A 22,619-nucleotide genomic window follows, 5' to 3' on the forward strand; every position below is an offset into this window, starting at 1 on the left:
GGCCCGGGCAGCCGCGCGGAGACGTCTCGCGGCGTCGGCCGCGGCGAGATCCTCGACGGTCAACCTCGTCATTGCGACGACCGTACGGATGTGGCCATCCGGCCGCGTCGCGTCGTCGCCGGTCGCGGACCACGCCTCCAGATTCTCGACCGCGCGCGTCACCAGGCGCTGCAGGACCCGGAAGGCGCCATCCGAGAGTGGAGGATCGCCGCGGTAGTGCTCGAGGCGTCCGCCCGACCGATAGTCCGGATACGACTCGAGGCCGAGGAACCTGAGAGCCCAGTCGGCACGGAACCGGCCGGTCGCGCGCACGATACCCGCATAGTCCGCGATCAGCTCGTCGAGCAGCCGGTTCTTCATGGACCCGAACACGCGGCGCGTGAAGTAGTGCATGGACTCGTGCTCGATGCGAATCGTCAACGACAACCGCTTCCAGCTCCCGGCGTCGAGGCCGAGGCAGTCGGCCGGCACCGCGCTGTAGGGCGCCGTGGACGCGATGACGAACCGGTCTCGATAGAGTTCCTTCTTCGGAAGCAGCTCTCGCAGCTCCCGCCTCCAGCCTGCCTGCGTCGGGATCGGGTGCGCCGCCCACCAGCGATCCCTCAACCGGCGCAGCCGATCGACGTTGGCGTAGCCGGCGACCATGCAGGCGCCGACCGCCGCGGGAACGGGCGCCGGCTCGTTGCGCTTCGTCAACGCCTGCACCAGGACCTCGAAGTCTTCCCGGCAGGCGGCGATCAGCACCGGCAACCGGCCGGCGGGCGTTGCGTGGATCTCGATCCGCAGGTCGCCCGGCCGCTGCAGGCTCAGCGGCGCGGCCGGATCACTGACGGGCACCGGACTTCGGGTGGCGGACGCATAGGCGGGCTCGCGACTCATTCCCTCCCGGACGGGGAACCGGAGTTGCACCAGTGCGCGGCGTAGCACGGCCCACACGCCGTCGACCGCCGCCTCCCGCGCGTACCGCTCCCACGTCGCCACGAAGGGCTCGTCCGCGAGCGGCAAAGGCCCGCCCCGATCGAGACCCGCCGGATCGAAATGATTCTCGTTGTAACTCAGGAGCTCGAGAGACTCGGCCGGGGCCGCCCCGAGAGCACGCAACACCGACAAGCGGTCCGCCCCGGCCGGCACGTCACTCCCCCTCGGCGCCGTCGCCCAGCCAGACGAGCTGCCCGTTGCGAACGACGACCTTGCCGATAGCGCGCTCGACCAGGTCGCCGTCGTCCGTGAAGGTGACGGGCCCGGTGACTCCGCGCCAGCCGGCCGTCGCTCGCAGGGCATCGGCCACCCTGTCCGGGTCGACCGATTCCGCCCGGGTCATGCCGTGCGCGAGCAGCCGCACGGCGTCGTAGGCGAGCGCGGCCGATGTGTCGGGCAACCTGCCGTAGCGCTCCCGGAACCGCACGCTGAACTGCCGCACCGTTTCGCGCTCGTCACCCGGGTGGAACGCCGCCGCAAGCACCGTTCCCTCGACCGCACGGCCACCCATACTCACGAAATCGGCCGTGCCCAGCGCGTCGCCGCCCAGCACGGGAACGTCTATCGCACGCTCGCGGGCGGCCCGGATCATCGCCGCCGCCTCGCGGGGCTCGCCCGCGATGAAGATCGCGCGCAGGTTCAGATCCCGCCAGGACGCCAGGATGTCGGTCAGCGCTCGATCCCCGCCCACCGCATTGGGATCGTAGGACTGCCGGTCGGCGATGCCGACGCCGCGCTCGAGGGCCTGCTCCTCGAACGCGTTGGCCAGGCCCCGCCCGTACGCGTTGCGGATGTAGTAGATGGCGATTCGGTCGTAACCCCGCTCCGCGGCGAAGTCCGCCATCTGGGCGCCGGTCTCGCGGTCGGTGAACGTCATGCGGAACAGCCGGCGGTATCCCTGCTGCGTCAGCCGCGGGTCGGTCGACGTCGGCGCGAGGTGAACGATGCCGAACAGGTCGTAGATGGCCGCCGCGGGAAGTGAGACGTAGGACTGCATGTGCCCGATCACCGCCACCACGTCGTCATCCTGTGCAAGACGCCGGGCGACGAGCCGGCCCTCGTCGACCGACTCCCGATCGTCCTCCCGCAACACCCGGAGAGGGCGTCCCAGCACACCCCCCGCCGCGTTTGTCTCGTCGACGGCCATCTGCAGACCCTGGCCGTACAACAGGGTCGCCCGCGACTCCCAGGGCCACGCGGTAGCGATGGTCACGGGTCCGCCCGCCTCCGCCTGCGCCTGTCCCCGGAACAGCGCCGGCTGCCGGCAAGTGCACATGAGAATGGACAGCGTGCAGACGCCGGCCAGGACCGCTGCTCGATCGAGTCTCGGATTCGTGCTGAACATGGTTCCCTGCCGTCGAGGTCAGTGCACCTGCCGCTTCGCGAGCAAGGTCAGTGCACCTGCCGCTTCGCGAGCTCGGCGAACGGCCCTTCGCGAGCGATGAGGTCCTGGTATCGTCCCGACTGGACCACGCGTCCGTGCTCCATTACGTAGATCCGGGTGGCGTTCACTATCGTGCTCAGCCGGTGCGCAATGACGACTCGCGTAGCGTTCAGCCGCTCCAGGCTCCGGCTCACGATGGCTTGCGTCCGGTTGTCGAGCGCACTGGTCGCCTCGTCGAAGAAGACCACGCGCGGCTTGCTCACGATGGCCCGCGCGATGAGCAGGCGCTGGCGTTGACCGCCGGACAGGGTGTTCGCACCTTCGCTGACGACCGTGTGCATGCCCATGGGCATCGCCTCGATGTCCTCGGCCAGACCTGCCATGCGCGCGGCTTCCCAGGCGTCCTCGATCGTGTGTGCGGAGGCGCCGACGATGTTCGTAAAGAAATCGCCGGCCATCACGCGCCCGGACTGCAGGACGACGCCGATCTGGCTTCGAACGGCCTGCACGTCCAGGCGGCTGAAGTCCTGCCCGTCGAAGTACACGGAGCCGGAATCCGGTTGCTCGAAGCCGAGAAGCACCCGCAGCAGGGTCGACTTGCCCGATCCCGACGGCCCGACGAAGGCGATGAACTCGCCTGGACGCGCCGTGAACGACACGTCCTGCAGGGCGGGTGGCAGATCCGGCAGATAGCGGAACGTCAAGTGGCGCGCCTCGATGTTGCCGGTCAGGGCTCCCGGATCGCCGCGTGCGCCATGAACTTCCGGTGCCGCGTCGAGAATCGGCTTGGCGCTCTCGTAGACGGGAACGACGCCGAGAGCATCCATCGCCGCCGTGCTCATCGAGACGACGGCCGCCATGCACGCCCCGAACGCAGCCGAGAACGCCAGGTAGTCTCCCGTGCGGATCTCCGGAATGACACGGCCGCCCTCCGTCGCCGCCGCCACGATCACCAGCAGCGACAGCGTCGGAAAAACGGCGTTGAAGACGCGCAGCCTGTTGCCGGCCATTCTGGACCTGAACTGCAGGCGCCGCTGTCGACTGAACAGACGGGCCCATTGTGCGAACGCGTGCCCTTCCGCGGCTGCCACCCGAAGCTTCGATACGCCGGTCAGCAACTGCAGTACCAAGCCCGACGCCCTGGCTCGCAGCGGAACGATCTGCCGCTGGAGGCGAAGGTGTCCGTACCCGGCCAGCAGGCTCGCGCCGGCGGCCGTGAACAGCAACAGCGTCGCCCACCATGCAAGCGCGCCTCCGTAGTGAAACAGGAGCACGAGATTCGAAAGGGAGAACAGGCCCCCGAGTGCCGCGGTGACGGTGGCTCCGGCCAACGTCCTGCGCATGGCGTCGATGCCCATCGCCCGCACCGCGAGATCGCCGGCGCTGTACGGGCGAAAGAACCGCGGGGGAAGGTCGAGCAGCCGGTCCCAGACGGCGGCTTGCACCGCGGCGCCCATGCGGCCGTCCACGCGCGCCAGCGCCAGCCGTCGGACCAGCTCGAACATGCCGGTGGCGCAAGCGCAGGCGAGGAGAATGAGAGTGGCCTGCAGTAGCTGGTCCCGCTCGGCGCCGGGGATGATCGAGTTGAACATGGCGCCGGTCACAACGGGCGCAACGAGGGCGAGCAGGCCGCCGCCAAGTCCCAGAACGACGGTCAGAGACAAATCGCGCGAACAACCGTGCACGCCGAAGCGCAGCACGTCCTTGAGCGACAGCCTGCCGGTCGGAAAGGAGCGGTAGAAGGTGTACGCGCCGGGCGCCAGCGCCGAGGCGACCGCGGCCGTAACCCGCCCGCGCGTACCGTCTGCAGGATCGCAGACGACATAGTTGCCGGGCGAAGTCGGCAACAGCGCGACCCAGTGCCCGTCGTCGCCGGCCATTCGGCCGAGCAGCGGTCCATTGTCGCTTTGCCACCAGCCGTGCTCCAGGAGCACCCGCCGCACCCGGACCGCCGAGGCTCTGGCGATTCCCGCGACCGGATCGGACAGCGCGTCGACGATTCGCTTCGATTCCTGCCCGAGTGACAGTCCGAGCGCTGCTCCCACGAGTCGACAGGCGGCCGCGAGCGTACCCTGCTCGGCCATCACCGAGGGCACCGCGGTACGGCCGTGCGGCGATCGCGCGCCCGTCGCGGCGTCGTGCGCCGCGACGAGCTCGGTGAAAGCATCACGCATGAGCGCGTCCCGTTCCACGCTTCGCCGCCGCCGGCGACGCCGCTCGCCAGCCGCTTGCTCTTCCATCGCCGACAGCGCGCCGCGGACCGCCAGCCGTCGGAACGCGCCCAGACTCGTCCAGACGCCACCCTGCTCCAGCAGCGAAGGAGTGGTCACAGCCCGGACCTCGCATGCCGTGGATGTCGCGAACCAAGCCCGCGTCGAACAGGGAAGCGGGCATCCGCGCATCGGCAGCTCGGGCTTCCCCAACAGACTCGACTGCCCTTTCCGGTGATCGATCCACGCGACACCTGAACGCGAGCTCACGACCGTCGCAGGCTCGAGACGCGCAGTGGACGGCGCCGGTAGCGCCCTGCAGTCCCGTGGCATCGCGCCCGCTACCAGTCCGGCATAGATCGTCTCGACCCACCCGTCGATGAGGTGCGCGGATTCCGCGTGCAGCGCAGCCTCCTCGAACCTCGCGCGCGCGGCGAGCTCCCCAAGGAACAGGAGCGTCGTCCCCGCGCTCCCGACCGCCTGCAGAACACCTCGCGCTGCCTGCGCATCCGCCACTCCCTTCCGGGCGTTCGTTGCGCGGACGACTGCCGGAAGCGCCCCGGCGTCGCTCGCGCATCCCGCGCCGTCGATCGAATCGCCCTCGCCGGCGTCACTGCCGCCGTCTCCGAACAGACATCCGCCCGCCGCTACACGCGCGATGTGCGTGCGGTCCGCCACCGCCCCATCGGCCGCCAGCCGAATGCAGAAGACATCGACCCGCCCCCGCTCCACGAACCAGACACCTCCCGCGTCGAGAAGGAAGGCCTGGTTCGCCCCGGCCTCCATTACCTCGTCTCCCGCCCTGAAAACCGTCGTCATCCCACACGCTCCCACCGGTCCTAGCTCGCTGCGATGAGCCGACTGTAGGGTCCCGAAACCGCCTTCATTTCGACATGCGTTCCCCGTTGCACGACACGCCCACGATCGAGCATGACGATCTCGTCGCAGTCCCGGATGGTGCTCAGTCGATGAGCCACGATGAGGCAGGTACAGCCCCGGCGGCGCAGATTGTCATCAATCAGCGCCTCGGTCGTGGGATCGAGCGCACTGGTCGCCTCATCGAGCACAAGCAGGACGGGATTCGTGACGAGGGCGCGCGCGATCTCCAGCCGCTGACGCTGACCGCCGCTGAAGTTGCGGCCGCCTTCCTCGACCGGGCCGTGATAATGACCCGGTCGAGCCGAGATCTCGTCGTGCATGCACGCGTCGGTCGCCGCGCGCACCATGTCGACCTCCTCTATGGTGCTGTCCCAGAGCGTCAGGTTGTCGCGGACGGAACCCTCGAACAGAAACACCTCCTGATCGACGACGGAGAAGGAGTTCGTCATCAACCCGCGAGGCACTTCCTTCCGCGAGTTGCCGTCGAACAGCACCTCGCCGCTCCAGGGTTCGTAGAGGCCGCACACCAGTCTGGCGATCGTGGTCTTGCCACAGCCGGATCCGCCGACGAGCGCAACGCGACTGCCGGGACGCAGTGAGAGGCTGAAGTCCTCGATGAGAGGCGGATCGAGCGGGCTGTAGCCGAACGTGACCCCGCGCAGCTCCAGATGGCCCGACAATCGCGGGAACGATGCGGAGACCGGCGTCTCGCCCGACAGCGGCGGAGGATTCGCCGGCGCCGACAGCACGTCATCGAGACGGGCGATGTCCCCCTCGACCTCCTGCAGCGTGCTGCCCAGATCGACCATCTTGTTCAGGGGAGTGATGAATCCCAGCATCAGTGCCTGGAAGGCAACGAGCATTCCCATGCTGACCGTCCCGTCCATGACCCGCAGCCCCCCGATGCCGAGCACGAGCGCCGCGCTGAGCGGCATCAGCAGGCGCGGCACCACAGAGAGAATCTCGGACCGCACTCTCAGACGCTGCTCCGTACCCATCGCCTTGGCCTGGTAGCCCGACCACCGCACAAAGAAGTCGGATTCGGCGCCCATCGCCTTGAGCGTCTCAACGCCCTGGAGACCGGCCATCGCGGTTCCGAGCATCCGTCCACGGTCGTGCAGAAGCTGCTGGTTCAGATGCACGCGCTTGGCCGAGAAGTACCTGAGTGCGATGACGTTGAGACCGGCGGTCGACATGGCCACGAGGCTGAGGGCCCGGTCGTACTGCCACATGAACCAGGCGTAGAACACCGCCATGCACGTGGCGATGAACGACGCGGCCAGCTCGCCCGACAACAGATGAGCAATGCGATCGTTGATGGCGACACGGGAGCCTATGTCGCCCGCGAAGCGCTGTGTGAAGAAGCGTATCGGCAGGTGCAGGACGTGCCACAGGAACCGGCTGGAGGTCGTGACCGCGAAGCGGGTCTCCAGGCGGAGCAGATAGCGATGCTGCAACCATGTCAGCGCGCCGAGCGCGACGATTGCCGACCCCATCGCCAGAAAGAGCGGCCTCACCAGCTCCGCGGCCCGGCGCACCAGCACGTCGTCCACGAAGAGGCGGGAGAACGTCGGCACGACCAGGCCGGGCACCACCAGAAGGAGACCGGCCGCGACCACGTACGCCAACGCGGCGTACGATCCGGACAGCCTGGGGCGCAGCGCGGCCATGAGTCGCCGCCTGACGCCGCCGCGCTCGAAGTCGCGGCCGGGCTCGAACGTCAGCGCCACGCCCGTGAAGGCCTCGTCGAACTCGCGGTCGGTCACGACCCGCGGTCCGGCAGCCGGATCGTTCAGGAAAGCGCGCCCGCGCCGGAACCCCTCGAGCACTAGGAAGTGGTTGAAGTTCCAGTGGATCACCATGGGAAGGGGCAGGTCCGCGAGCGCGGACGGCTCCCGCCGGTAGCCGCGCGCGACCAGTCCGTATCCGCGTGCGCCCTTCAGCAGGTTGCTCGCCTTGCTGCCGTCGCGCGAGACGCCGCACGCTGCCCGCAGTTCCTCGAGCGGAACGAACCGCCCGAAATAGGCCAGGACCATGGCAAGCGCCGCCGCTCCGCACTCGACGGCCTCCATCTGCAACACCGTCGGGACGCGCACGCGGCGCGCGCGCCAATGGCGCGGCAGCGCGCGCCGCATCAGTTCCAGTGTCTTCATGGCTATATGCCGAACTGCTCGCGGAACAGCGGAATCACCATCTCGACCGGCCGGCGGCGTTCTATCGTTATGCGCGCGGCGCACAAGGTTCCGGTAAGGATGTCCATCGGCGGGCCCGACGAGGAAGACCACTTGTAGCCACTGGCCGTCGCGGGATCGAGTTGGAGGTCCGCCCTTATCTCGTATGGCGCATCGCCCCGTGACAATGCCGCTACGAGCTCCGGGTTGCGCAGGGTGCGCTGTATGGCTCGGGATGTCGTCGGGAAGTCCGAGACGTAGGTAACGGTCCCGATCATGTAGCCGTGCTCTTCCGGCGCCACCGACGCCGGTGCAATCCTGACTTCCATGCCCACGCGAATCCGCTTGCCATGTGCGGACGGCACGTAGATCACGGCCTCCAATTCCTTGACGGTACGCCCGGTCCGATCGAGACGAAGCAACGGCTGACCGGGAGCGGCCACGTCGCCCCTCTCCGCCATGATCTCGATGATCCGGCCCGTGAACGTCGACACGATTTCCGACATGTCCTTCATCTCGCGCTCGAGCTGTTCCAACTCCACCATGGCCCTGGCGACCTGATGCTCGCTCGTCTGGAGAGTCCGCGCGTTCCGTGCTTCCATCACGAGCCGGTCGAGGCGCAGCTCCGCCAATTGCTGGCGGTTGGCCCGCAACCGTTCCTCCGTCGCATGCATCCGCTGCCGGCTGTCGATCACGGTCTGTCTCGTCAGCCGGCCCTGGTCCACAAGCTGTTGCTGCGCTGCGATCTTCTCGCGCTGCCAACGGAGGCTGTCCTCTGCGGCCGCGATGGACTGGTCGAGTCCTTCGCGGCGCTGGCCGAGTTGGGCGAGCTGCAGGGCCGCCTCCTCCTCCGAATGCGCCGCCACCAGGCGATGCTCGACGCGGAGGTTGTCCAGGGCGAGCCGAACCTGTCGGATGCGGTTCAGGACGTCCGGCTGCGCGACGCGCGCGACGACCTGTCCTTCGCGAACGAGGTCGCCGACGTTGACCGCCACGTCGGTGATGCGCCCCCCGGCTCCCGCCGCGATCTCGAGCACCCCGCCGCTCTTGAGAAGAATGCCCTGGCCGGCGACCCTGGAGGGGATGCTCCCTTCGAACCCCCAAAGAACCGCGGACCCCACCAGGAAGCCGAGCGCGACCAGGGCAATCCATCCGCGCGGACGCGTTACTTGCAGCAGCTTGTCGAGCTGCTCGGGCGAGGCGAGCCGGTCGAGTGACGCTTTCCGAAACACACCGCTGTTCTTCATGGTCTGCACTCCTCGACTCCGAAGGCGCCAATCCGGATCGCGTCCACCGAGACCGCACCGGCCGCGAGGTCGAGCAGCGTGCCGGTCTCGAATCGGAGTCTCAAGAGCGCCGCGGCGAAGCGGAGTCTGGCGGTCGTCCGTTGCAGGCGCGCGTTCGTCAACGAGTCCTCGGCGAGGATCGCATCGAACAACGTGGCGAGCCCCAAACGGAACTTCTCCTGCTCCGTGAGCACCGTCCGCCCGGACAGCCGCACCGCTTCCTCCGCCGCCAGCGCTTCCTGCACCGCGTTGTCGAGCGCCTCGATCGCGACGAGCACGCTCGCCTCGATACGGCGGGCGAGATCGTCGACGGCCGCGACCGAGGCCCGGTGCGACGCCGCTCCCACCATCGCTCTCCCTCTCGCCGCGCGATTGGTGGCCACGGGCTCGTACTGCACCTGTACCAGGCCGTTCAGTCCTGCGGCACCCGCTGCGAACGAGACTCCGGCTTCGGAACCCGCTCGCCCGCCGACGCGGGTGTGACCGAAGCGGGTCACGACGTCCCAGCGCGACCGCACGTCCCTGAGCGCTCCCTCCCAGGCCAGCCGGGCCCCGTCACGCCGTGCCCGCAACGCCGCCAGATCGCGCCGCTCCCGCAGTGCCGAGCGGACCGCGGCCGCCCGCGTCTCCGTTTCGAACCCCGAGCAATCGAAGGCCGTTGCGGGAAACGCGGTCAGCGGCGCGCCCAACGTCCGGACTGCTCCGGCCCCGAGACCCATCGCGATTCCGAGGGCGTATTTCGCGTCGAGCAGAGTCTGTCGGGCCGCGGTGGCCACGGTCTGTTTTTGCGCCCGATTGCCGGCCACGAGGTCCAGGTCCGAGGCAGGTCGTTCGTCCGCCCGAATCAGGACCTCCGTCTCGCGGACGAGACGTTGCGCCCGCTCCGCGGACTCCACGTACGTCCGCAGTCGCTCCTGCGCGGCGACGTAGTGCCAGTAGGCGAGCACGGCGTCGTGGACCGCGCGCGCAGCGATGTGATCGCGCTCGAGCCTGCTGGCCGTGACCGACTGCTGCGCGGCACGCTCGTCCCCGGCCGCCGCGCTTCCCCCGCGCCCAGCCGCGAGCGGAATGCGGACGGAGACCCAGGAGTCCACCTGACCTGTCGCCGGTCCGGTCGTACCGGTGCGGATGCGGGCGAACGACACATCCGAGGACACGATCAACCCCGTTCGGAAGCTCTTCCTCGCGGACGTCCTCGTCTCGACGGTTTCCGAATCCAGTAACGGGTTGCGTGCGTTGACCAGCGGCAGGCGGGTCCGCGCCAGTTGCAGCGCCGTGCTGAGCTGGAGGTCGAAGGGGCCCGCCGCAAGGAGACGCGCACCGGCGCTGACCTCGACGGCGAGATCAGCCTGTTCGATATCCGGGCTGCCGGCCAGAACGCCCGACACGACGTCCGCGATGTCCACGCCGCCGGCGAATCGGACCTGGGCTTGGGCCGCCAGCGCCAGCGTCAACACGACGGCCGGTGTCATCGCTCCCACAGGTTTCGCTTGCATGTGCTTGTTTCCCGGTGGCCGCTGCGAACGCCGTGCGGCACGTGCCGGAAGACCCTTCAAACGCCGTGCCAGATGCGAGTGCGCAGCAGTTGGGCGTGGTCGGGCGACGCCCGGAACCGATACACCCGTCCACAGGAAGCGGAATGGGGTCGGTGGGCGAAATTCCCAGGACCGCCAGGAGGTCGCCTCGTCCTGCCGCGGGGCGGATCGGATGTCGAGTCAGCCGTGCGGCGACAACAGCCGGTGACACCGGAGATGTAGCCCGAACATCGCCGCGGCAGGCTTGCTGAACAGCGTCTTCGAGGTTTCATTCCGACCGGGAATCCCGTTCCGGCACGCCCGGGTCGCCCCAGGGTGTCGCGCCTGGTTGCGGGTTCGGAGGCTCGAGACGGGCCCGCGCAATCCGGGCGTCCACTTGCAGCCGCGCCCACCATCGAGGCGCCCGGCGCGACGAGAAACGACAACCAGGCTTGACGGGTCGAGGCTCGATTTCGAGACGATGCCGCCCGGGTCGCCTCGACGGTTCCCGGCAGCCCTCGGACCAGGACCGGGCTGCAACTCGATCGACAGTGCATCCGGGCTGCGCTGCGTTGCTCCTCGGGCGAATACACCCGGCGCCGTCTCAGATGTGGCACGCGGCTTGCGTGAGGCGAGGCTTGTTCAAGGGACACGCATTGGGCGCGTCTCGTTCGTATCTCAATCCCCACCACGCAGGAGGCATGACATGACGAGTACCAACGATCAGGGAAGAGTGCAGGAGGTCCTGGCACGCAGCGCCGTGGACAGCGAGTTCCGAGCCGGTCTGCTGACCGACCCGCGCGCCACTCTGGAGAAGGCGGCGGGCAGGCAGATGCCCGAGAACCTTCGCGTGAAGTTCATCGAGAAGGACTCGGACTGCGACGCGATGTTCGTCCTGCCCGATCCGGTCGCCACCGACGAGCTGACCCCCGAGCAGCTCGAAGCGGTCGCCGGCGGCTGCTTCGACATCGACATCGGCGACATCACCATCTGCTGGGAAACCGCGTAGCGGTTCGCCGGATGGATGAGGCCAGCCGTGGCGTTCCGACCGCGTGACCTGCGCTGGATGGTGGAGGAATCGATGACGCTGTCGGAGCGCCTCGGCGGAAGCGTCGTTCCCGGCGGCTCCGGCCGGTATGCCGGAACCGCCGGGACACGCTTGCACAAGTGGCGCCGCCGCGTGGCGAACGGCGACGCCCGGCGCTTCGAGAAGCGGCTGCGGTGGGACGGGCTCGATGTCGAGTCCGCGCTCAGGCTGCTCGGCCCCGTACGCCTGAAGCGTTCCGTCCGTTTGCCGGCCTGGATCGGTCTCGTCGAAGCGTCAACCGCGGCGACCCGACGCGATACGCCGTTCGAGCGTGCCATCACCGGTCGAGAAGTCTTCGATCCGCGGAACCAGCAGCCGTTCGAGGAACTGCTGTGGCAACTGGTGCCGGAAGCGGGAAGGCGGCTGCTGGCGAACCTCGGAGCCTGTCGCGATCGGCTCTCCTCCGGAGCGCTTGTCGACCTCGCGCGCGGCCTCCTCGGCAGGCTCTGTCGAACGGCTGAGCGAACGCTCCGGGTCGAGTTCGACGTCTTTCGCTCTCGCCATCCGGGGCATCCCCTGCTCCACGCACCCACCCCCTGGAAGCCCTCGCGTGGGATTTACTGCGATTTTGTCCGCGACATGGGGGGCGAGGGTCTGGTGGGGTGGCTGTTGCGGTATCCCATGCTCGCCCGGCTGCTGGCCACGTGCTGCGGGCAGTGGATTGCGGCCACGGTCGATCTCGTGCGGCGCCTGGATCGCGACGAGGACCTCCTCCGCACCACCTTCGAGATTCACGATCGACGGCTCGAGATCGCTGGGGTGGCTCCCGACCTGTCCGACCCGCATCGCGGGGGCCGCACGGTGTGCGCAATCAGATTCCGCTCCGGAGCGCGCCTCGTCTACAAGCCCCGACGGCTCGCCCTCGATCGCCATCTCTCCAACCTGCTCGCAGAGATCGAGGGGCTGCACAAGGACCTCGCGTCGAAACGGCTGAGAGTGATCGACCGCGGCGAGTACGGATGGGTGGAGTGGATCGATTCAGCTCCCTGCGCCGACGCCGCCGCCGTCGAACGCTTCTATCGTCGGTCAGGCTCGCTGACGTGTCTCGCCTACGTCCTCGGCGGCTCGGATCTCCACGCGGGCAACCTCATCGCCTGCGGAGACCAACCCGTGCCAATCGATATCGAGTGCATGACGGGAGCGCCGCTTGCCTCCCCGCACCGCGACGCCGCCGATCCGGCTCCGTGCATGTCTCCACCCGGGAGCGTATTGCGCACCGGCCTGCCACCAGTTGCCCGCAGCGGCGACGGCAACGTGTTCCGTATCGCCGGCGGCCTCGCGGACCCCGACTCCCGGCAGGCGCCGGAACATTCGGTCGCGCACGTGAATACCGACCGGATGGCGTGGCGCGGTCACACCATTCGTCGCGGGTCGGAACCGAACGCGCCGGTACTCGACGGCCGCCGACAGAGCGCATCGGCCTACCTGGAGCCGTTGATCGACGGATTCCGGCAGATGTACAGGACGCTCAGCCACAACAGGGAACGACTGCGGGCCACCGAGGGGATCCGCCAACTGGAGCGTGAGGAGTTCCGGGTCCTGATCCGCGACACGCGCAGCTACGCCAGGCTTCTCGAGGACGCGCTGGGTCCACAGAACGTGACGTCGGGTCCCGATTGGAGCATCGCGCTGGATGTCCTGGCGGCCCCCGCCCTCACCGCGCACGAGCGCCCCCGTTGCTGGGCGACGCGCGCCGCGGAGCGTATCGAGCTCGAAAGGCTGGACGTTCCCCTGTTCACCGGGAGCATGGCCGGCCCCAGCCTGCGGTCCGCGCTGGGAATCCGACTCGAAGAGCAACTCGACCGGACGGGATACGCGATCTCGACCCGTCTCGCCCGGCTGAATCCCGATGACCTGGAGCAACAGCTCCGCATTCTGCGAATGTCCTTCGCAATCGTCGGCGTCAAGCGCAGCTACCGCGAACGGCGCGTGCGCGCCGGGGGCCCGCGCGGTCGGAAGCGGCCTCAGGGTCGCTCTCTCGTGGAAGTGCACTCGCTGGTCGCTCTTCTGAAGCGTCTCGCACTCGACGAGGAGACCCGCGTCACCTGGTACGGCCCGGGCGGTCCTCCCGCCGGCACGGCGAGACTCGATCCGGTCGGGATCGATCTGTTCGGCGGAACGTCCGGCATCGCGCTGTTCCTGGCGGCGGCGGCGGCCGTCACGGGACGCCGCGACGCACGAGCTCTCGCCGCGCGCGTGTTCGATCCGTTGTGCGAACGTCTCCAGGGCAGCCGCACCTCGCCGCTCGATCTGGCGGCCGAGATCGGCATCGGCGGCGCCACCGGTCTCGGCGGGCTGATCTACGCCCTGGTCCACGCCGGCCGGTTCCTCGGCAGGCCCGACTATCTCGCCTCCGCCTCCACCGCAGTCCGGGGCATCGATCGGGACGCCATCAGAGCCGACGCCACGCTCGACGTCCTGTCCGGAACGGCCGGTGCGGTGCTGGGCCTGCTCTCCCTGCATCGGGCGACAGGCTACGGGCCTGCGCTGCAGACGGCCATCAGGTGCGGAGAGCACATCCTCGACAGCCGCAGGACCGCTCCCGGTAGCGGCCTGCGGACGTGGCGCACCCCGCACGGACCGATCACGCCCGGGTTCGCGCACGGTCCGAGCGGGATCGCCTACGCCCTGCGCAGACTCGGGGACGGTGCCGGCATACAGGTCTTCCGAGTCGCCGCGGCCGAGAGTTGGGCGGCCGAGGATTGGGCGGCCGAACGCCGGCAACCCGCGCCGGATCGTGTCTCGCGGTCCGAACGCTCGCCGGCGACGCATGACTCGTCGGCCGCTCGGTCCCGGTCCTGGTGTCAGGGCACGGCCGGCATGGGACTTGCCCGCCTCGCTGCTCTCGAAGACCGGGATGCGCGGTCCGCCATCGAGTCGGCCATCGAAGCCGCCCCGAACACGGGAGCCCCGGAAGCGGACGGCCTCTGCTGCGGACGACTGGGACGGGCGGAATTCCTGTTCTCGGCCGGACGTCGTCTCGGGCGGGGGGACCTCTGCGAAGCGGCGCACGCCATCTGTCGCGCGACGGTTGCCGGCGCTCTGGCGGCAGGCCGCTATGCCACCGGGGCGGACGAGGGTTTCCGTCCCGGTCTGTTTCAGGGCGCGTCCGGCATCGGCTACCAACTGTTGCGCATGCATGCGCCCGACGCCGTGCAATCGGTCCTTCTATGGGAGTAGACCGCATGTTCTCGCTCGCCGGCACCCTCGACGCGATGCGCCCCTACCTGCCGGGTGCGCTGGTTTCCGCGGACGCCTTCGAACACGCGCGGACGGCCGTCGACCACCTCGAGGCGGAGATCACGAACGGCATCTACTTCGAGTGCCGGCTGCGGAACGGCTCGTCTCGAGTCGACCTGGTCATCGCCGTGCACGCGGACGGCGCCGCCCTCCTGGCTGACGCGAACGGAAGCGGGCCACGCGGCTGCCGGCATGCGCAACCCGGGGGGCGCCGGCTCTCCGCGTTCTGCCGGCGGTGGACGACGCCGACTTCGCCGCTGCGCACGCTGGTCGATCACCTCTGGCTCGAATACGACGTCGAGCAGGGAGGGTTTGCAGACGAGGCGGCCCGATCCGGACCGGGAGTGTTCTGCAGCCTGCGCGGGTCGCACGGGATGGCCCACCCGGCCCCGGCGCTGCGCCGTAGCGTGATCGAGGCGCTCGAGGCGCTGACCGGACACCAGGCGTCGCGTACGGTCGAGGAGTGTCTGCACACCTGCTTCACTCGACTTCCGGCGGAGACCGGCGTACCGCATGTGGGTCTCATGTTCGGCCGCGATGCGCCGACCGTCCGGATTTGCATCGCCAAGCTGCCGGCGGCAGGCGCCGCGGACTTGCTCGCCGCCACCGCGGGGGTCGGCGGCGGAGATCTCGCCGAAATCACCCGACTGGCGTCACTCCCCGACGGCCGCGGGGGACCGCTGTACGTTCCGATGCTGCACCTCGACATCGACGAGCGGCGCGGCTTCGTCCCCCGCGTCGGGATGGAACGTCAGTTCGCCCATGCGTGTCAGCTAACCGGCCGCACGGGAGCCGGCGAGCGGCATCTCCTCGATACCCTGACTGCGCTCGGCCTCTGCTCGCGAGAAAAGCGCGACGCCCTCCTGCAGTGGCCCGGACGCGCGCTTGCAATGATGCCGCACGAAGTCTGGTGGAGCGTGGTCGAACGGCGGGTCAACCACGTGAAGTTCGTCTACGAACCCCATTCCGGCGTCGAGACCAAGGGCTATCTCTTCGCGAGACATCGCCCGCAGCGCGGGAACAGTCGACCGAAGAGCCCAACCGGCACGCACCGGAAGCAACCATCGAACTCGAACTGCTGGTGATTGCGGTCGACGCCTGCGACCCCGATTCGGACCAGGAAAGGAGAATCATGACGCCATCGGACGAACTCGCGAATGCGGAACACGGGCGCGCGCCCCACGGACAGGTCCCCGACGAGGAACTCGACACCGTCACCGGCGGCCTGTTGCGACCGCTGGACTCGCACGGCTGCGAAGACCATCGGATCGGCGGCGGATCGGAATCAGGGCATGACGACACCGACGAGTAACGCCGACTCCTCCGGAGACGCAGGAACCGGCCGCACGCCCGGCACGCCGGTCACAGCCCGCGCCGTGTCCCTGCAGTGGTGCCTTGGCGGCCTGCTGGCGGCTCCGTTCGCCATTCTGCCGCACGAGGTCGGCCACTACCTCGTGCTTCTCGCGTTCGGTGTCCCGGATCTCACCCTGCACTATGTGGCCGTCACATGGGATCTGCGAGAGTTCTGGGAAGCAATCCAGCGCGCCGACTTCGACGGCGCCAATGCCGTGGTCCCGGTCTGGGCAGTGGCGCTGTCCGACGCCATGGGACCGATAGTCACCTACGCCATCGTGGCGGGATGCTGCTACGCCTGCGCCAGATGGCGTCCGTTACCGGTCTTCGTCGCCGTAGCCGTCCTCTCGCAGTTGCGGATTCGGGCCGGTGTCAATCATGTCGTGCGAGAAGCGCTCGGCATCGACAGGCCGGCCAACTTCGACGAGCTGCGGGTCGCCGTACTGACCGGCATTCCGGTAGAGGCGCTCGTGGGATTCGCGCTGCTGACGCTTCTCGTCTCCGTTGCCTGGCTGTCCCGGTTCCTGCCACCCGGGCGGCGCCTGGTGGCGGTCGCCTCGATGACCGTAGGCATGGCCGTCAGCCTGTACCTCTACGCCGGCGTCATCGGCCCGTGGCTGCTGCCGTAGCGCGCCGCAACGCCTCGCAGGCTCGGATTTCGGCCCATTCCCGAAGCCGTCGCCGAACGCGACCGCCGAGGGCGCGTTGCGGCTTGGGCGCTACTGCGCCGCCGCGTCCAGGTCAAGCACCAGATCGGTCACGATGCGGACGGCGCGCGCCATGGCCTCCGGCTCCAGCCTGTCCACGGTGTCGCGCTCGGTATGGATGATTCGCAGGATCGGCGGCGTGAGCGCGCCGCGCAGCGTGGCGGACAGGTCGCCGTTGAGAAACAGCCAGGCGCGATGCGCTTCCTCGGCCGGCAGCACGGCGAGCGAGACGGCGGGAATGCCCGCCCGCTGGAAGCTGCGGTCGTCGCTCGGCGGCATGCGGGGCGTGCCCACGCAGGCAACGGCGTGACGACTGCAGGCACGGTTCACGCGGCCGGCCAGGGGGTGCGCGGCGGAAAGATCGCCGGGGCCGTAGAACAGCGTGTCCCCGTAGGCCACGATATCCACGTTGACCATCACGGCGCCGCGCGCCGGATCGAGCGACTGCACGTACGCGCGGGATCCGAGCAACCCGAGCTCCTCCATGTCGAAGAAGACGACGTGGACTACGCCCTGCAAGTCTGCGTCCCGGAGGGTCTCGGCCAGGCGCAACAGCACCAGCACGCCGGCCGCGTTGTCGACCAGCCCGTGGCTGAGCGTGCCGTCGTCCAGCCGGTCGGCGTCGAAGTGTCCCCCAACGACGATCCGCGGCGGACCGGCGCCGAGGCTGACCACCACGTTGTGACCGTGCGTCCGGTCATCGTCCGCGCCCGCCCCGGAAAACGTCTGTAACGCGTAGGGCAACCCGCGTCGTTGCAGCTCCTCCTCGAGGACGGCGAGCCGCAGATCGTTCGTCGGCTGGACGAAACGCCGCGCAACGTCGATCACGTCGTCCGTGAAGGGCGCCGGCAGAGGTCGCGGCGCAATGGGCACCGCGGTTTCCTGGGCGCCCGCCCCGATGCAACCTGCGCCGGGCAGAAGGAGGGCGAGCAGCAACAGGTGAACCCTGACGATACTTCGCGTTTGCATATCTTCCGCTCCCGGAATCCGGACTTCCGCCCCTTGTCACTCGGAACGGTAAGGAAAGGTTGGAGGCGCCGCCCGGATTTGAACCGGGGATGGAGGTTTTGCAGACCTCTGCCTTACCACTTGGCGACGGCGCCGTCAGGACGGCAGCGCGGGCGGCTCGGGAAGACAGAAGATGGAGCGGGAAACGGGATTCGAACCCGCGACTTCGACCATGGCAAGGTCGCACTCTACCACTGAGTTATTCCCGCTCGGCCCCGAAACGCAACCTGAAAGGTACCACAGGCGGCCTTCCTCCTTCAAGGCGTCCCCCCGGCCGGCCTGCCACCGGCGGCGACGATTCAACGACCGGGCCAGCCTGCGCCGAACGCGTTCCGGATCAACATGACGTCCGGCGGCTCCCCGGCGCCCCCCTGCACGGCCACGACGTCGAAGCGGCAGGGCCGCGCGGCCCACCGGACCCGCGCCATGTAGCGTTGCGCCATGGCGATGACCTGCCGCTGCTTGCGCGGGGTCACCGCACCGACCGCGCCGCCGAAACCGCGCGAGGTGCGCGCCTTTACCTCGACGAACACGAGCACGTCGCCGTCCCGGGCGACGATGTCGATTTCTCCATGGCGGGTCCGGAACCGGCGCGCAAGAATGGAGTACCCCAGGCGGCGAAGCTCGCGACAGGCGAGGTCTTCACCCTGTCTTCCAAGACGTTCCTGATGCGGAGTCGGCATGATGACCGGGGGAAGATGCAAGACCCCGGCCACCCGTGCCGCCGCGGCCGGGAGACTCCTCACCCGGGCCGGGCGACGGCGGACGGCCTTCTGCGGCGCACCTACTTCCGCTTCCAGCGCGTGCCGGCGGGCGTGTCCTCCAGGACGATCCCCCGCGCGTCCAGCTCGTCGCGAATGCGATCCGCGGTGCCGAAATCCCGCTGCCGCCGCGCGGTGCGACGCTGCTCGATGAGCCGCTCGATCTCGGCCACGTCAACCGGCGGAGCGGCCTCCTCCCGGCGCCGGAGCGCGATGACCCCCAGCACGTCGTCGAAGCGGTCGAAGGCCTCACGCACGGCCCGCGCATCGTCCGCGCCCAGCTCGCCCGCATCGATCGCCGTGTTGACGTCGCGGACCAGCTCGAACATGGCACCGATGGCGCCGGGCGTGTTGAGGTCGTCGGCGATGCGGGCCCGGAACGTCTCGCGCGCCGTCTCGACCCGCTCGCGGATCGCTGCCCGGCCCGCCGGGGAGGACGCGGGCGCGCCGGCGGCCGTCTCGGTCACCGACTCCAATCGCCCCAGACAGTCCATCAGCCGCCGCAACGCCTCCTCGGCCTGCGCCAGGCTGTCCCAGCCGAAACGGAGCTGCTTGCGATAGTGGGTCGACAGCAGCACGTAGCGCAGCGCCGACGCCCGGTGGCCGCGCTCGAGGACGTCCTGCACGTTGAGCACGTTGCCGAGTGACTTCGACATCTTCACGTCGCTGCCGAGCAGCAGGTGCTCGACGTGCACCCAGAAGCGGGCGAACTGCTCCCCCGTCGAACCCTCCGACTGCGCGATCTCGTTCTCGTGGTGGGGAAAGATCAGGTCGACGCCGCCGGCGTGGATGTCGATGGGAGACCCGTCGAGCAGGCGCAGCGCCATCGCGGAGCACTCGATGTGCCAGCCCGGGCGTCCGGGGCCGACGCCGTAGTCCCAGGTCGGCTCGTCCGGTCCGGTCGCCTTCCACAGGACGAAGTCGCGGGCCGCGTCCTTGGCGTACTCGTCGCTGTCGATCCGCGCGCCGTCCTGCATGCCGGCGTGATCGAGCCGCGCGAGCTTGCCGTAGCCGGGCAACGTGGAGATCCGGAAGTAGACCGATCCGTCGCTGCGGTAGGCGTGCCCCCGCGCCTCGAGCGCCGCGATGGTCTCGACCATCGACCGCAGGTTCTCTTCGTCGGTCGCCCGCGGCGACTCCTCCGCCGGCTCGATGCCGAGCGCGTCGGCGTCCTCGCGAAACGCCGCGATGTAGCGGTCGGTGTACTCCCGCAACGGGACCCCGGCCTTGCGGGCGCCGGCAATCGTCTTGTCGTCCACGTCCGTGAAGTTGACGACCTGCCGCATGCCGTGGCCGCCCACGTGCCGCAGCGCGCGGCGCAGCACGTCGAGACAGACGAAGGTGCGGAAGTTGCCGATGTGCCCGCGCGCGTAGACGGTCAGGCCGCAGGCGTACATGCGGACGGTGTCGTCACGCAGCGGGGCGAAGTCCTCTGTCCGACGGGTCAGCGTGTTGTAGAGACGCATGGGGATGGCGCGCAAATCGACGGCAGTGAATCGTTCGAGGTCAGGTCGCCGCGGTCAACGGCGCGACCAGCGTGCAGCACTCGACGCCGTCCACGCGGCCGAACTCGACCCGGCTCGCGAGGCGGCGCATGACGGCAAGGGGCGCATCGCTGCCCCCTTCGCTCAGAATCGACTCGACCCCCGGCCCGGGGGCCGTCTCCGCGGCGACCGTATCGACCGGATACCGGACGCGAATCGTGAGGACCCCACCGCCCGCGGTGAAGGTCAATGTCACGCGCGAGTAGACCGATCCGGCCGGGTGATCGACCAGGCCGCTCGTTGCCAGCACCACCGCGCGGGCGGCCGCCTCGGCCCCGGCGCAGCCCAGGCTGGCGGCCAGACGCTCGACCACGCACTCGCGGAGCGCCCGGAATCGCACGTCGCAGGGCAGCGTCAGCTCGCACCGTACGGCACCCGGATCCTCCCTCGCGTCGTCGGACACCGCCATAAACACTACAGGGAAATCTGCTGGAACAGTGCCCGCGCCTGCACGCAGTCCGCGTCGATCTGCCGCTTGAGCGCCGCCGCGTCCTCGAACGCCTGCTCGCCGCGCAGCCGCTGGATGAACGCGAGCCGCAGCGGCCGGCCGTAGAGATCGAGGTCCGCGTCGAACAGGTGCGTCTCGATGGTCCGCGCGCCGTCCGGCCCGAACGTCGGCCGCACCCCGACGTTGGTCACCGACGCGTGCAGCACGCCCTCGACCGTTGCAGTCGTCGCGTAGACCCCGTCGGGCGGCAGCAGCTCGTTCTCCGTCCGCAGGTTGGCGGTGGGCACGCCGTGGTCCCGGCCGCGCCCTGCACCCCGCTCCACCGTGCCGTCGATCATGTAGTGGTGGCCGAGCAGCGCGCCCGCCTCGTCCACGCGCCCGTCGGCGATCAGGCGCCGCAGGCGGGTGCTGCTGACGACGAACTCCTTGTAGCGCACCGGGTCGATCTTCTCGGCATCGAACCCGTAGCGGCCGCCGAGCGACCGCAGCAGCGAAAAGTTGCCGCTGCGGTGCCGGCCGAACAGGAAGTTGGCGCCGACGCAGACCTCCGCCACCTGCAGCCATTCGACGAGCACCGCCCGGACGAACCGCTCCGGATCCCATTGCGAGAGCTCCGGCGTGAAGCGCACGATGGCGGCGGCATCCATGCCGGCCGCGGCGAAGGCATCGAGCTTCTGGGCCTGCGTCATCAGCAGCGGCGGCGCCTTGTCGGGACGCACGACGCGCGGCGGATGCGGATCGAAAGTCAGGGCGGCCGCGGTGGCGTGGCGCTCGTCGGCGCGGCGCCGCACCTGCTCGACGATCCGGGCGTGCCCGCGGTGCATGCCGTCGAAGTTGCCGAGCGCGAGGACCGTCTGCTGCCAGCGGGTGGGCCGCGGGTCGTCAGGATAGTGAATGACATCCATGCGCGATCCCGCCATGATAATCCAGAGGCGGATAACCGGTCCCCCGGGAGTCTTCCTTGGTGGCGCCCCTGTTTCCAATACGCCCCAACACGTTACCCTGCCAAGGGTCGATCTGCATGAGGATCCAACAGGCGGACGGGGCGGCCCTGTCAGGATGCGAGGCCGCGTCAGGTCTTCCGGATGCGGCCGGTGAGTTCTGCTCCTTCAAGGCTTCCACTCACCGGCCGGGTTGCTCAGGACTGAACATGGTCACGTCTGCACGACCGGCCAAGTACTGTTCAATCACGGGCGTCCACCTCCTCTCGGCGGTCGCCCCGTCCACCTGTTCGATCCTACATGCGTGCTGGGGCGTATCCGAGAACAGGGGCGCCACCGCCGACGGCAGCTCATTTCAGCGCCTGCCGCTGGAAGAACCCGTGGTGTACCGCGGCCTCGCCGATCACGACCGGGATGGGCGCATGGATGCGCCGATGGCCTGGCGGCGACCCGCGGATCGATGCGCTGGCCGGATTCCACGCCGTGCCGGCAGGAGAGCCAGGGCTTGCTGAGCGGGTTTGCTGGATCGTCGCCCACGGGTAACCGCGGATCGCGTAGGATCTTCGCCATGCAACACTTCCATTGGGTTACGGCAAGGTCAAAGTGCACGCCTGAGGAACTGTTCGGGAAGCTCCGGGACCGCGTGAAGGGCGACGTACAGACCGCAGTGCGGGTGACCGGCCGCAAGATCGAGTTCTCCCCGACGAGCAACGAGTTGTTCCACGTCGCCCGCATCAAGGCGGGCGGCAACCAGACGCTCGCCGCGGTCGGGTTCCAACTGGTGGGCCATCAGATCGTCGTCATCGAGCAAGGTGGCACGTCCCATGCTGCGAGGGCAGCCCTACAGCACGGCTCCTGCAGGCTGACCGACGATGACGGCCGGTGCTTCGAGCTGTGGGAGTTCAGCCGCGATGCACTGGAGGATCTGTTCTTCGGCTAGATGTGTCAATGCCGACGCCATTCAACCGGACGTGCCCTCACTGCAACCGGGCTACAACCATATCTGAACAACTATTCCATGCTGGAAGCGCCCCGCTGAGGATTGGGTTCTCCAAGGGTGCGGCTCTTTCTCGTCGGGGGTCCAGAGAGGTCCATGGGGCTTCTGGGA

The 22,619-nt window shown here is 69.0% G+C and carries 16 protein-coding genes, 2 tRNA genes and 1 pseudogene; 6 read left to right on the forward strand and 13 right to left on the reverse strand.

What is annotated here, in order from left to right:
* Window positions 1–15: 15 nt before the first annotated feature.
* The 6 genes and pseudogenes from F4X11_23235 to F4X11_23260 all read right to left on the reverse strand — a co-directional run bounded on the left by F4X11_23235 (window position 16) and on the right by F4X11_23260 (window position 10,404).
* A pseudogene (locus F4X11_23235) lies at window positions 16–1,131 on the reverse strand (hypothetical protein).
* A 1-nt stretch (window position 1,132) separates the two neighbouring features.
* The gene (locus tag F4X11_23240; protein ID MYN67904.1) at window positions 1,133–2,323 is read right to left on the reverse strand and encodes a branched-chain amino acid ABC transporter substrate-binding protein; all 1,191 of its coding nucleotides are present in this window, start codon (window positions 2,321–2,323) and stop codon (window positions 1,133–1,135) included.
* A 47-nt stretch (window positions 2,324–2,370) separates the two neighbouring features.
* Window positions 2,371–5,391 carry an NHLP bacteriocin export ABC transporter permease/ATPase subunit gene (locus F4X11_23245; protein MYN67905.1) on the reverse strand — a complete coding sequence of 1,007 codons (3,021 nt, stop codon included), beginning with the start codon at window positions 5,389–5,391 and terminating at the stop codon, window positions 2,371–2,373.
* Between the two features lie 20 nt (window positions 5,392–5,411).
* The gene (locus F4X11_23250; GenBank protein MYN67906.1) at window positions 5,412–7,586 is read right to left on the reverse strand and encodes an NHLP family bacteriocin export ABC transporter peptidase/permease/ATPase subunit; all 2,175 of its coding nucleotides are present in this window, start codon (window positions 7,584–7,586) and stop codon (window positions 5,412–5,414) included.
* 20 nt (window positions 7,587–7,606) lie between these two features.
* Window positions 7,607–8,869 carry an NHLP bacteriocin system secretion protein gene (locus tag F4X11_23255; protein MYN67907.1) on the reverse strand — a complete coding sequence of 421 codons (1,263 nt, stop codon included), beginning with the start codon at window positions 8,867–8,869 and terminating at the stop codon, window positions 7,607–7,609.
* Window positions 8,866–10,404 carry a TolC family protein gene (locus F4X11_23260; protein ID MYN67908.1) on the reverse strand — a complete coding sequence of 513 codons (1,539 nt, stop codon included), beginning with the start codon at window positions 10,402–10,404 and terminating at the stop codon, window positions 8,866–8,868. The genes F4X11_23255 and F4X11_23260 overlap by 4 nt, the downstream gene beginning before the upstream one ends.
* Before the next feature lie 499 nt (window positions 10,405–10,903).
* On the opposite strand from F4X11_23260, the gene F4X11_23265 reads away from it, so the two are divergent.
* Genes F4X11_23265 through F4X11_23285 form a run of 5 tightly spaced genes read left to right on the forward strand, consistent with a single transcriptional unit; the run spans window position 10,904 to window position 16,731 of the window.
* Window positions 10,904–11,431 carry an NHLP leader peptide family natural product precursor gene (locus F4X11_23265; GenBank protein ID MYN67909.1) on the forward strand — a complete coding sequence of 176 codons (528 nt, stop codon included), beginning with the start codon at window positions 10,904–10,906 and terminating at the stop codon, window positions 11,429–11,431.
* Window positions 11,432–11,446: 15 nt separating this feature from the next.
* Window positions 11,447–14,689: a type 2 lantipeptide synthetase LanM gene (gene lanM / locus F4X11_23270; protein MYN67910.1), complete on the forward strand. Its 3,243-nt coding sequence runs from the start codon at window positions 11,447–11,449 to the stop codon at window positions 14,687–14,689.
* A gap of 5 nt (window positions 14,690–14,694) precedes the next feature.
* Window positions 14,695–15,834: a hypothetical protein gene (locus F4X11_23275; GenBank protein ID MYN67911.1), complete on the forward strand. Its 1,140-nt coding sequence runs from the start codon at window positions 14,695–14,697 to the stop codon at window positions 15,832–15,834.
* The gene (locus F4X11_23280) at window positions 15,831–16,061 is read left to right on the forward strand and encodes a hypothetical protein (GenBank protein MYN67912.1); all 231 of its coding nucleotides are present in this window, start codon (window positions 15,831–15,833) and stop codon (window positions 16,059–16,061) included. Before F4X11_23275 ends, F4X11_23280 begins: the two co-directional genes overlap by 4 nt.
* On the forward strand, window positions 16,042–16,731 hold the full coding sequence (locus F4X11_23285) for a hypothetical protein (GenBank protein ID MYN67913.1): 690 nt from the start codon (window positions 16,042–16,044) through the stop codon (window positions 16,729–16,731). Before F4X11_23280 ends, F4X11_23285 begins: the two co-directional genes overlap by 20 nt.
* A gap of 90 nt (window positions 16,732–16,821) precedes the next feature.
* Here the strand turns inward: F4X11_23285 and F4X11_23290 are convergent, their stop codons facing one another.
* From F4X11_23290 to F4X11_23320, 7 genes are all read right to left on the reverse strand, one after another.
* Window positions 16,822–17,778, reverse strand: coding sequence for a Zn-dependent exopeptidase M28 (locus tag F4X11_23290; protein ID MYN67914.1), 957 nt, complete (start codon window positions 17,776–17,778; stop codon window positions 16,822–16,824).
* Window positions 17,779–17,838: 60 nt separating this feature from the next.
* Window positions 17,839–17,912: transfer RNA gene (locus F4X11_23295), tRNA-Cys, on the reverse strand.
* Between the two features lie 39 nt (window positions 17,913–17,951).
* Window positions 17,952–18,026: transfer RNA gene (locus F4X11_23300), tRNA-Gly, on the reverse strand.
* Window positions 18,027–18,116: 90 nt separating this feature from the next.
* Window positions 18,117–18,500 carry a YraN family protein gene (locus tag F4X11_23305; GenBank protein MYN67915.1) on the reverse strand — a complete coding sequence of 128 codons (384 nt, stop codon included), beginning with the start codon at window positions 18,498–18,500 and terminating at the stop codon, window positions 18,117–18,119.
* Window positions 18,501–18,601: 101 nt separating this feature from the next.
* Window positions 18,602–20,044 (reverse strand): cysteine--tRNA ligase, encoded by a 1,443-nt coding sequence (locus F4X11_23310; GenBank protein MYN67916.1) that lies wholly within the window; start codon window positions 20,042–20,044, stop codon window positions 18,602–18,604.
* Window positions 20,045–20,084: 40 nt separating this feature from the next.
* Window positions 20,085–20,531 (reverse strand): hypothetical protein, encoded by a 447-nt coding sequence (locus F4X11_23315; GenBank protein MYN67917.1) that lies wholly within the window; start codon window positions 20,529–20,531, stop codon window positions 20,085–20,087.
* Between the two features lie 5 nt (window positions 20,532–20,536).
* Window positions 20,537–21,490 (reverse strand): bifunctional riboflavin kinase/FAD synthetase, encoded by a 954-nt coding sequence (locus tag F4X11_23320; GenBank protein ID MYN67918.1) that lies wholly within the window; start codon window positions 21,488–21,490, stop codon window positions 20,537–20,539.
* A 589-nt stretch (window positions 21,491–22,079) separates the two neighbouring features.
* On the opposite strand from F4X11_23320, the gene F4X11_23325 reads away from it, so the two are divergent.
* The gene (locus F4X11_23325; protein ID MYN67919.1) at window positions 22,080–22,451 is read left to right on the forward strand and encodes a hypothetical protein; all 372 of its coding nucleotides are present in this window, start codon (window positions 22,080–22,082) and stop codon (window positions 22,449–22,451) included.
* Window positions 22,452–22,619: the final 168 nt, after the last annotated feature.

The sequence above is a fragment of the Acidobacteriota bacterium genome (genome assembly GCA_009861545.1).
In the GTDB taxonomy this organism is placed as follows: Bacteria; Acidobacteriota; Vicinamibacteria; order Vicinamibacterales; family UBA8438; genus WTFV01.

Bases quoted from the DNA above. Each gene is read 5' to 3' on its own strand.
- F4X11_23315 (MYN67917.1), bottom strand. From the start codon at position 20,531: ATGGCGGTGTCCGACGACGCGAGGGAGGATCCGGGTGCCGTACGGTGC.
- lanM (MYN67910.1), top strand. From the start codon at position 11,447: ATGAGGCCAGCCGTGGCGTTCCGACCGCGTGACCTGCGCTGGATGGTG.
- F4X11_23275 (MYN67911.1), top strand. From the start codon at position 14,695: ATGTTCTCGCTCGCCGGCACCCTCGACGCGATGCGCCCCTACCTGCCG.
- F4X11_23285 (MYN67913.1), top strand. From the start codon at position 16,042: ATGACGACACCGACGAGTAACGCCGACTCCTCCGGAGACGCAGGAACC.
- F4X11_23250 (MYN67906.1), bottom strand. From the start codon at position 7,586: ATGCGGCGCGCGCTGCCGCGCCATTGGCGCGCGCGCCGCGTGCGCGTC.
- F4X11_23320 (MYN67918.1), bottom strand. From the start codon at position 21,490: ATGGCGGGATCGCGCATGGATGTCATTCACTATCCTGACGACCCGCGG.
- F4X11_23265 (MYN67909.1), top strand. From the start codon at position 10,904: ATGCCGCCCGGGTCGCCTCGACGGTTCCCGGCAGCCCTCGGACCAGGA.
- F4X11_23240 (MYN67904.1), bottom strand. From the start codon at position 2,323: ATGTTCAGCACGAATCCGAGACTCGATCGAGCAGCGGTCCTGGCCGGC.
- F4X11_23260 (MYN67908.1), bottom strand. From the start codon at position 10,404: ATGCAAGCGAAACCTGTGGGAGCGATGACACCGGCCGTCGTGTTGACG.
- F4X11_23245 (MYN67905.1), bottom strand. From the start codon at position 5,391: ATGACGACGGTTTTCAGGGCGGGAGACGAGGTAATGGAGGCCGGGGCG.
- F4X11_23310 (MYN67916.1), bottom strand. From the start codon at position 20,044: ATGCGTCTCTACAACACGCTGACCCGTCGGACAGAGGACTTCGCCCCG.
- F4X11_23290 (MYN67914.1), bottom strand. From the start codon at position 17,778: ATGCAAACGCGAAGTATCGTCAGGGTTCACCTGTTGCTGCTCGCCCTC.
- F4X11_23325 (MYN67919.1), top strand. From the start codon at position 22,080: ATGCAACACTTCCATTGGGTTACGGCAAGGTCAAAGTGCACGCCTGAG.
- F4X11_23255 (MYN67907.1), bottom strand. From the start codon at position 8,869: ATGAAGAACAGCGGTGTGTTTCGGAAAGCGTCACTCGACCGGCTCGCC.
- F4X11_23305 (MYN67915.1), bottom strand. From the start codon at position 18,500: ATGCCGACTCCGCATCAGGAACGTCTTGGAAGACAGGGTGAAGACCTC.